Origin of the sequence: Methanofastidiosum sp. (assembly GCA_020854815.1) — an archaeon.
Classification (GTDB): Archaea; Methanobacteriota_B; Thermococci; order Methanofastidiosales; family Methanofastidiosaceae; genus Methanofastidiosum.
The window spans coordinates 1-8358 of the sequence record JAHKLW010000050.1 but is presented as its reverse complement, the minus strand read 5'-3'; the positions used below and the strand labels follow the sequence as shown (position 1 = coordinate 8358).

At 36.0% G+C, this 8358-nt stretch carries 9 protein-coding genes; 2 read left to right on the top strand and 7 right to left on the bottom strand.

Features of this window, described 5'->3' with window-relative positions; genetic code table 11:
* Window positions 1-73: 73 nt before the first annotated feature.
* Complete coding sequence (locus KO464_06755) at window positions 74-874, bottom strand: hypothetical protein (protein MCC7573072.1); 801 nt, start codon at window positions 872-874, stop codon at window positions 74-76.
* A gap of 234 nt (window positions 875-1108) precedes the next feature.
* On the opposite strand from KO464_06755, the gene KO464_06750 reads away from it, so the two are divergent.
* Window positions 1109-3886 (top strand): cation-transporting P-type ATPase, encoded by a 2778-nt coding sequence (locus KO464_06750; protein ID MCC7573071.1) that lies wholly within the window; start codon window positions 1109-1111, stop codon window positions 3884-3886.
* Window positions 3887-3955: 69 nt separating this feature from the next.
* Entirely contained in the window at window positions 3956-4756 is an 801-nt protein-coding gene (locus KO464_06745) for a DNA-protecting protein DprA (GenBank protein ID MCC7573070.1), read from the top strand.
* On the opposite strand, the gene KO464_06740 is transcribed toward KO464_06745, so the two are convergent.
* The 6 genes from KO464_06740 to KO464_06715 form a co-directional block, all read right to left on the bottom strand.
* The gene (locus tag KO464_06740; GenBank protein ID MCC7573069.1) at window positions 4734-5915 is read right to left on the bottom strand and encodes an HAD-IA family hydrolase; all 1182 of its coding nucleotides are present in this window, start codon (window positions 5913-5915) and stop codon (window positions 4734-4736) included. The two genes, KO464_06745 and KO464_06740, sit on opposite strands and share 23 nt — an antisense overlap.
* Window positions 5916-5972: 57 nt before the next feature.
* The gene (locus KO464_06735; protein MCC7573068.1) at window positions 5973-6392 is read right to left on the bottom strand and encodes a hypothetical protein; all 420 of its coding nucleotides are present in this window, start codon (window positions 6390-6392) and stop codon (window positions 5973-5975) included.
* Between the two features lie 71 nt (window positions 6393-6463).
* A complete protein-coding gene (locus tag KO464_06730) occupies window positions 6464-6736 on the bottom strand; it encodes a DUF86 domain-containing protein (protein MCC7573067.1) in 273 nt (90 codons plus the stop codon).
* A gap of 25 nt (window positions 6737-6761) precedes the next feature.
* Window positions 6762-7073, bottom strand: a complete 312-nt coding sequence (locus KO464_06725) for a nucleotidyltransferase domain-containing protein (GenBank protein ID MCC7573066.1) — start codon at window positions 7071-7073, stop codon at window positions 6762-6764.
* A gap of 67 nt (window positions 7074-7140) precedes the next feature.
* Window positions 7141-7407 carry a hypothetical protein gene (locus tag KO464_06720; protein ID MCC7573065.1) on the bottom strand — a complete coding sequence of 89 codons (267 nt, stop codon included), beginning with the start codon at window positions 7405-7407 and terminating at the stop codon, window positions 7141-7143.
* 233 nt (window positions 7408-7640) lie between these two features.
* Window positions 7641-8117 carry a cache domain-containing protein gene (locus KO464_06715; protein ID MCC7573064.1) on the bottom strand — a complete coding sequence of 159 codons (477 nt, stop codon included), beginning with the start codon at window positions 8115-8117 and terminating at the stop codon, window positions 7641-7643.
* Between the last annotated feature and the right edge of the window lie 241 nt (window positions 8118-8358).

Here is an 8358-nt window from a genome sequence, read left to right as displayed (position 1 = left end):
AATAGAAGTTGGGAATGTTTGATATTTCCTAACCAAGAGTTGAAATATAAAAAATAGTTAAAAGAAAAAAAATTTATTCTTTGAATTTGCCAAGTCCAAACTTCTTCATGATCCAGTTCATTGGAAATGACTTTTTTGGCGTTTCTGTTTCACAAACTACGTCAAGGTATGCAAGATAGATTTCTTTGTTGTCGTGTCTACTATCTTGCCAGACTACGCGGTCACAGTATATTGCTGGATACTCCTCTTGGGAATCTTTGTATGGAGTTATCTGGAACTCCTGCTTTGTATTTAGGTTGTATCCCCAGATATCCACATTCTTGTCTTCTTCATAATTCTGCCAGACCACTATGTCGCCGTATATTGCTGGAACAGTTTGGTTTGATCCGTCTGTTGTTATCTGGAACCCTTCCTTTGTCTTCAGGTTGTAGCCATAGATGTTGTGGTCAGTTTCGTTTAGCCAGACGACGATGTCGCCGTATATTGCTGGATTAATTTGATTAGCTGATTCTGAAGTTATCTGGAAATCCGCCTCCATAGTTCTTATGTTGCGGCCGTAGATATCCCAGTTGCCATTTCTATTGTCCCTCCAGACCACTATGTCGCCGTATATTGCTGGATCCTCTTGATCCTTTTCGTATGGAGTTATCTGGAACTCCTGCTTTGTATTTAGGTTGTATCCCCAGATGTCCGCATTATTTAAAATTCTGTAGTCCTGCCAGACCACTATGTCGCCGTATATTGCTGGAGCATAGTGGTCTGATCCGTCTGTTGTTATCCTTTCTTCAGAAAGAACTTTTGTCCCCATAACTGCTGAAACTGTGGCAAACACCAATACAAATATAATTAATAATGTTTTTAGATATTTTCCCATGGTAATCACTACTATCCTTTGTTAATTTAACATTTTAACACTATTTAACTTTTACGGATTTCGCCTAACTCGACTAAGGCGTTTGGCCCTAAAATAAACTCTAAAACTCTGGGCATAACCAGGGCTTCATAATTTAGTTTTTTCTAAGTACTAGAGAATCTTCAAAATATGTGGCAAAATCTTGAATAAGTTAAATTTAAATAATAAATTATCTAAGTTTTATTAGCTGAAAAAATGCCTAATAATGACTATTATCATAAAACTGCTGAAGAAATATTTTCTGAATTGTCCACTTCCCAAGAAGATGGTTTAACTTCAAAAGAAGTTAAGAAACGTTTAGCTCAGTATGGAAACAATGAACTGGAAGCAAAGATTAAAATTCCTTTATGGCTATTACTTTTATCCCAATTCAGAGAATTGTTCGTAATAATATTAATTGTTGGAGCCCTAATCTCTATTTTAATTGGAAGCTACAAAAATGGAATAATAATCTTCATTATAGTTATTGTAAATGCAATAATAGGATTTATTCAGGAATATAAAGCAAATAAAATTATTGAAAAATTGAAGGGCCTTGTCAAATCCAGTGCAAAAGTTATCCGGGATGGTGTTTTGGTTGAAGTTCCTCAGATTGAACTTGTGCCTGGCGACATTATTAAATTAGAAGAAGGAGACAAAGTCCCGGCCGACATAAGAATAATTCAATGCTATGATTTCAAAACGAACGAGTTTACGCTGACAGGAGAATCTCTTCCTCAAAGAAAAAATAATGAGATTATTCTAGAGGAAGTGGTAATTGGCGACAGAAATAATATGGCTTATACCGGTACGACTGTAGCATCAGGAAACGCGATAGGGGTCGTAGTTAGAACAGGGATGAAGACTGAGACTGGGAAAATTGCGAGTTTGACTGAAGAATCTATTGAGGTTGAAACTCCTCTCCAAAAAGAACTTCGCCTACTTGCACGAGAATTAACTATTATTGCAATCATAATTGCTATTGGCCTTTTTGCTTTGGGCTTGTTACAGGAATTTTCATTGTATATGAGTTTGGTATACGCACTAGGCGTTGCAATGTCAGTTGTGCCACAGGCCTTGCCTGCCCAAGTAACAGTGGCATTGACAAACGGCAGCAACTATCTTGCGAATAGAAAGGCTGTTGTAAAATCTTTGCCTTCTGTAGAAACACTCGGTTCAACAACAATCATATGCACTGACAAGACTGGAACACTAACAAAAAATGAAATGACGGTAAGATCAATATGGCTAAACGACGAGGAATATAAGATATCTGGGATTGGATACGAACCTGAAGGGGAAATTTTTGATAGTGAAGGCAAATCTATTGCGAAAGAGAAAATTGAGGATATAAAAAAGATTCTAAGGGCTGCATCTGTGGCATCTAATGCACAAATACACCCACCTGACAAAGAGCATAACGAATGGTATCCTATTGGCGATCCAACTGAAGCTGCACTCATTACTGCGGCCGCTAAGATAGGTATTGATTGTAATGAGGACAATAAAGCATTTCCCGAAATACAAGAGTTCTCCTTTACTTCAGAAAGAAAAAGAATGGGATCAATAAGAAAAGAAGAATCGGGCCATTTTCTATATGTTAAAGGGTCAGTTGGTAGCATCCTAGGGATAAGTAAGTACCTCTATCTAGATGGCAAGAAAACACCATTAAAAGATGATGACATTTCAAATATAAAGAAAGTAAATGCTCTTTATGCCGAAAATTCAATGAGGGTTCTGGCCATAGCCTACAAACCATTAGAACAGAAAGAAAAATATTTAGCGGAAGAATCTGAAAAGGATGTCATTTTCTTGGGCCTTATCGCGATGATGGATCCTCCAAAGGACGGCGTCAGACAAGCTGTTTTGGATGCAAAAAAAGCCCATATAAAAATTTTTATTTTAACTGGCGACCATGCACTGACCGCTGAAGCGATAGGGAAAGAGATAGGGCTTTCCGAAGAAGATAAGACCCCCGTTATAACTGGAAAGGAATTGAAAGAACTAACTGATGATAAATTAGTTGAGTTTATTAAAGAAAAGGAGTCAATCATTTTTTCAAGGGTAGACCCAGAAGATAAAGTTAGAGTTGTAAAAATATTGGAAGCACAAGGCGAAATTGTTGCAGTTACTGGAGACGGGGTAAATGATGCCCCAGCACTAAAGAGTGCCCACATAGGAGTTGCAATGGGGCTAAAAGGAACAGATGTTACTAAAGAAGCATCAGATGTTGTGTTACTTGATGATAACTTTGCTACACTAGTCGATGCGGTGAAGGGAGGCCGGACAATTTACAATAATTTAAGAAAAACTATTTTCGCAACCATGACCACAAACGGTGGTGAATTAGTATTGGTCCTACTTGGACTTTTGGCAGCGGCTCTTTGGGATTATCCAATACCAATACTTGCGGTGCAAATACTTGCAATAGATCTTCTTGGCGAGATAATGCCTCTGGCCTTTCTTACTTTTGACCCTCCCGATCCAGAGATTATGACTAAACCCCCCAGAAACCCCAATGAGCATATATTCCATAAAAGGTCTGGCATGGAAGTTATATTCTTAGGGATCTTGATAGGGGCCCTAGCTTTTATGAATTTCTTTTTATTTATGAACAGAGAAGGAGTTATACTAACAATGGAAAATCTTGATAGTATTTTCTACTTTAAAGCAAGTACAATTAGTTACTGTATCATTGTTTATTGTCAGTTTGTTAACATATTAGAAAGAAGATATTGGCACATTTCTATTTTTAATAGGAATTTCTTTTCTAATAAATTATTGTTAGGTTCGATAGTGGCTTCAATGGGCTTAGTATTCACAGCTATATATGTCCCTTTGATTAGTAATCTATTATCTTTTGGAGGTATAACTATATTAGACTGGGGGTATATCCTCTTGTCTGCAGGATTATACCTAATTGTATTTGAATTGTTAAAGGTTGTAAAAAGATTTGATTTTAAAAGAAAGAATCCAGCTTTGGCAAGTTACTAATAGAATTGAGTTCAATGAAAGTTTGATCTAAGAGAAAACTTTAATACTTAAAGCGGACTAGCTGAATAAATGACATCTGTAAAAGAACATTACAGCATATCTGAAAAAGATTATCCTTCCCAACTTAATTCTTTGGAGCATAGCGCCCCTGAAAATATTTATGTCAGAGGGAATCATAATTTGCTAAGGGAATTAGATGATAATAGGAAAGGTATAGCTGTTATAGGATCTCGTGATGTTAGTGAGAATTCTTATCATCTAACTGAAAAGTTTTTTCAGGATTACTTAATTGGCGAGAATTGGATTGTGATAAGTGGCCTTGCCAGGGGATCTGATACTATTGGCCATAAATGTGCTCTAAAATATGGATTGAAGACTGTGGCAATCCTTGGGCCAGGAGTAAATCGCATATACCCGAAAGAAAACGAGTACCTCGCAAAAGAAATTCTTGAAAATGAAGGCGCACTAATCTCAGAAAATCCGCCTGATTTCTACCCACAACAGAAATTTGAATTCGCAAAATGTCTCGTAGATAGGGACAGGTTGCAGGCAGCTTTGTCCTCTGGCATCTTTATTGTTGAAGCAGGGGATATAAGTGGGACATGGTATGCTGTTTCCTGGGCGCTTAGATTGAACAAGCCGATCTTCACATACAGCACAACTAATGCCCATCAGGTGCTTTCGAGATATATCAATCGGCAGATAAGTGAAGAATGGTTGAGTAAGTATAAAATAAAGCCTTTTGATGGTCAACGCACCAGAATTTATTTCCTTGATGAGGAGTTTCATAAAAATAATTTTATCAAGATTATGGGAAATCCTATCCTAAAAAAACACAATAAACAGGTTAGTCTTGACGCTTATCAATGATATCCTCGGGGGATTCATAAATTAAGGAAGGTTTGGATTCTAGTATTTTATTCTTTTCAAGACTGCCCCAGATTGCTGCGGCATCTTTCATCCCGGCCCTCCTGGCTGCATGGATGTCTATAACTTCATCTCCTATCGCAACACAATCCTCTGGTTTCAAGCACAGTCTTCTTGCACATTCAATTAAAGGCTCAGGATGTGGCTTATGATTTTGGGTATCATGATAAAAGACGTATGCGTCAAAACTAAAGCCGAAGATTTTTACTATGCTTAAGGCATACCCCTCCGGGCTTGATGTCACCAGCCCAATCTTATATCTCTTTTTTAGCTCAATTAGAGTATTTGATACCTCCCCATATTCCCTAATCTGGTAAATATTTTCCCTAGCCTCTTTCCATTTGTGGCCGTCACTAAGATGTTTAATCATGGAAGAGTCAACAAGAGTTCCATCGAGATCAAATATTACGCCTTTGATATCTTTGGGAATCCCGTAGCTCTTATCATAATTCTGGCTGATTTGATACTTTTTTATGGCAATATCATTATAGCCTAGAGTTTTACCAAGTGTGATGAGGTATACCTCACCCACTTTGTTTTGGATAAGCCTGTCGATAGATGCTTGGGCTGTATTCCCTTGGGTGTATACATCGTCCAATAGTAATACTCTATCTGAACTGAAAAGATTGACACATTTGAGTGAATCAAAATGATCCTGGTATGTTGGCCTGTCCCCAGGGGATAAATGAGAAGATTTAACTGAAATGATTCTCTTCAGCGCTTCTAGGTATTCCATGTTATTATTTTTTGCCACGCTCACGCATAATTCTTTCAAGGGTTGTGATACCTTATCTTTTGTAGAAGAAGGTATGGGGATCACATATTTTGCCTGTATACTTTCGATTGAAATAATAGAGTTGACTATTTTCGTGAATTCTCTTACCGCAAATGAATTACCTTTTTTGAAATTAATGATATTGATGCTGAATGTATCCTGTGATTCATCCCTGTTTCTTGGAGAGTAGTACTCAATAAAATAATGGTCTATGTTGAGGTTTGAGCACTTAACATTAGATTGATAATAAAGAGAATCAAAAATGTCCGATATACTCTTCTTTGTTTCTTCGAGATTTTTTAGATTTATTTCATTATGTTCTGGCATATTACCAACAGAAGGTCTGTATACCCAGAATTATATTAAAAGCGATATAAAATTTTCTCAAACACTCTCCAAGTAATACCCTGCCCCAACGACATAATGCCTTCCCTTGTGAATAACGCTCTTAATAAATGAAATCTTCTCTGATTCTATATTTTCTACTGGCCTCTTCCATAAATAAGGTTCAGACCACCCCTCACCCTTACTGCTATTTGCAATCTTCATTATCATCTCTGTTATATTTGTGTCCCTTGCATCTGTCATGTCTGTGATTTCAATATCCTCGCCCATATTGTCTGGGGGAAATACAAGCCTTATAATCCTTTTACCTTTGACTATCCAGACAAAAACGTAAATATCATCGTATAAGAACCTGCCTTCTGTTCGAAACATAGGAAAGGCGTCTTCACCTTGAGCCTCAACAAAGAATGCAGCTTCCCTTACCAAGGATTCTATATCTTTAGCAATGTTTTCTGACATGTGATCACAAATTCTCCTATATTACTCTAGTTCTTATTGTCAATTTTTCTACTATTATTTTAATTTTTCCTTCAAGAGGGGGGAATATCTTCAGTCACAGTGCTCCATATCACATCAAGGTCTATATCGTAATACCCATGGATAAGACGATTTCGCATTCCAATTATAAATTTCCAAGGAATATTTGGATAGCTAGATTGAAATTCGAAAGAAATGCCCTTTGCTGCTTCTCCAAATATTTCTAAAAGATGTATCAAGGATAAAGTTAATTTTCTATCCAGATTTAAATCATCTCTCGTTTTATTTTCAGAAAAATCAATTATTTCTTTAGCTATGTCAAGCATATGTTTAATCCTTAAAACATCAGGGTTAGGATCGTGCATAAAGAACCTCTGAGCTTTCTATGACTTGATCTCTAAAATATCTACTAATATCGTTTGGGGTTCTCAAATCAACTTTACGCCCTTCAAGAAGAGAAGATATTTCTTCTTCCATTTTTAATATTTTAAAAATACCGGGGGTTAGTCCTTCTTCAAATTCCACCAATAGATCGATATCGCTCTCAGAATTAAAACTATCAGTCAGAGCAGATCCAAAAAGAGACATTTTTTTGATATGATTCTCTTTACAAAATTTAGTGAGTTTTTTATTTGGTATTAACTCAATTATCCTGGGGTTCATAAAAAGTATTATGAACTCTAATATAAATCTTTTACCGATATTTATCCTGATGAGAGGCATATATCCCCTAATCAGCTTCACAGTATGCCAAAAACGGGCAGTGTGAAGTATAACATCTGCTCTTTGGAACTCTTCTGAAATTTGAAAGAAAGCACCACAAAGGCCTCTTTGTTTTTGGTATGTGATCCTTATTTTCTTCTATTATCTCTTCTTCAATTGTGGTCAAGTCATCATTCATCCTATAAAAAATATGAACTTTTTCGGAACTATGGCGATACATACAATAGCCTTCCATCTTTTCTCCTTCAACTTCAATGTAATCCCATTCTTCCATAGTATCTCCTAGCAAGAATTATATGATTATATCGGTATTTATAGATTTATCTAACTATGATTGATAAAAGAGTGTGTTAATTTTCAATAGTATGAATTTAAGATATTTGGGTATATTAAAAATGGTATTTATGGCATATTGCGATATACTAATAGTACCATATATGTGCGCATATAGAGAATTTTGTAAGATTTAGTTTTTACATTAGGGGTGGGAAAATATTTAATAAAAAATTAATTAATATAGTATCCTGCACCTATTATGTATGTTGTGTCGTTGTAAACAACTTTCTTAATGTATGTAACTTTCTTCTCAATTTTTTTGTCCGCTGGATTTGTCTTAAGGTATTGCCCAGACCATCCCTCACCTTTTTCGCTGTTTGCTATAGTCACAAACATGTTCGTAATGGAAACATTGTTGTCGTCCTTATAGTCAGAGACATCTGTGCCTTCTTGGGACAAATCCGGCGGGAAAACTACCCTAGTAATCTTCTCCCCTTCGACCTTCCAGACAAAGACATATGTGTCATCTGTATAGAACTTCCCTTTTTCCCTTATCTGTGGGAATGCATCTTCGCCTTTCTCTTGGACCAGCACAGAAGCTTCTTTTACCAGAGTAGAAACTTTCTCTGGTCTTTGATCGGCACCCTGACCTATACAGCCAGGAAGTAGAAATGCCAGAATCAATAAAATAGCAAGATATTTTTTCAAATTTATCACTTCCAATAACTCGTTTTAATAGGATTTTAAAAAATTAACGATTAAAATAAGAAAAGAAGAAAAAGATTAAAAATAAAATTAGGATAAATATTAAAACTCGGATTCTAAGAAGATCGATGAATACTGCCTATCACAAGAAATATTTATATATCTACTTTAATATTTAGATATCATGGATATATCAGATTCTAAGAAGGATAGGATATCTGAATTGATATCTGATAAAGATGTT

What these genes read in the sequence shown, in the direction of transcription:
- KO464_06750 (MCC7573071.1), top strand. Translation starts at nt 1,109, where the DNA reads ATGCCTAATAATGACTATTATCATAAAACTGCTGAAGAAATATTTTCT.
- KO464_06735 (MCC7573068.1), bottom strand. Translation starts at nt 6,392, where the DNA reads ATGTCAGAAAACATTGCTAAAGATATAGAATCCTTGGTAAGGGAAGCT.
- KO464_06730 (MCC7573067.1), bottom strand. Translation starts at nt 6,736, where the DNA reads ATGCTTGACATAGCTAAAGAAATAATTGATTTTTCTGAAAATAAAACG.
- KO464_06755 (MCC7573072.1), bottom strand. Translation starts at nt 874, where the DNA reads ATGGGAAAATATCTAAAAACATTATTAATTATATTTGTATTGGTGTTT.
- KO464_06745 (MCC7573070.1), top strand. Translation starts at nt 3,956, where the DNA reads ATGACATCTGTAAAAGAACATTACAGCATATCTGAAAAAGATTATCCT.
- KO464_06740 (MCC7573069.1), bottom strand. Translation starts at nt 5,915, where the DNA reads ATGCCAGAACATAATGAAATAAATCTAAAAAATCTCGAAGAAACAAAG.
- KO464_06725 (MCC7573066.1), bottom strand. Translation starts at nt 7,073, where the DNA reads ATGAACCCCAGGATAATTGAGTTAATACCAAATAAAAAACTCACTAAA.
- KO464_06720 (MCC7573065.1), bottom strand. Translation starts at nt 7,407, where the DNA reads ATGGAAGAATGGGATTACATTGAAGTTGAAGGAGAAAAGATGGAAGGC.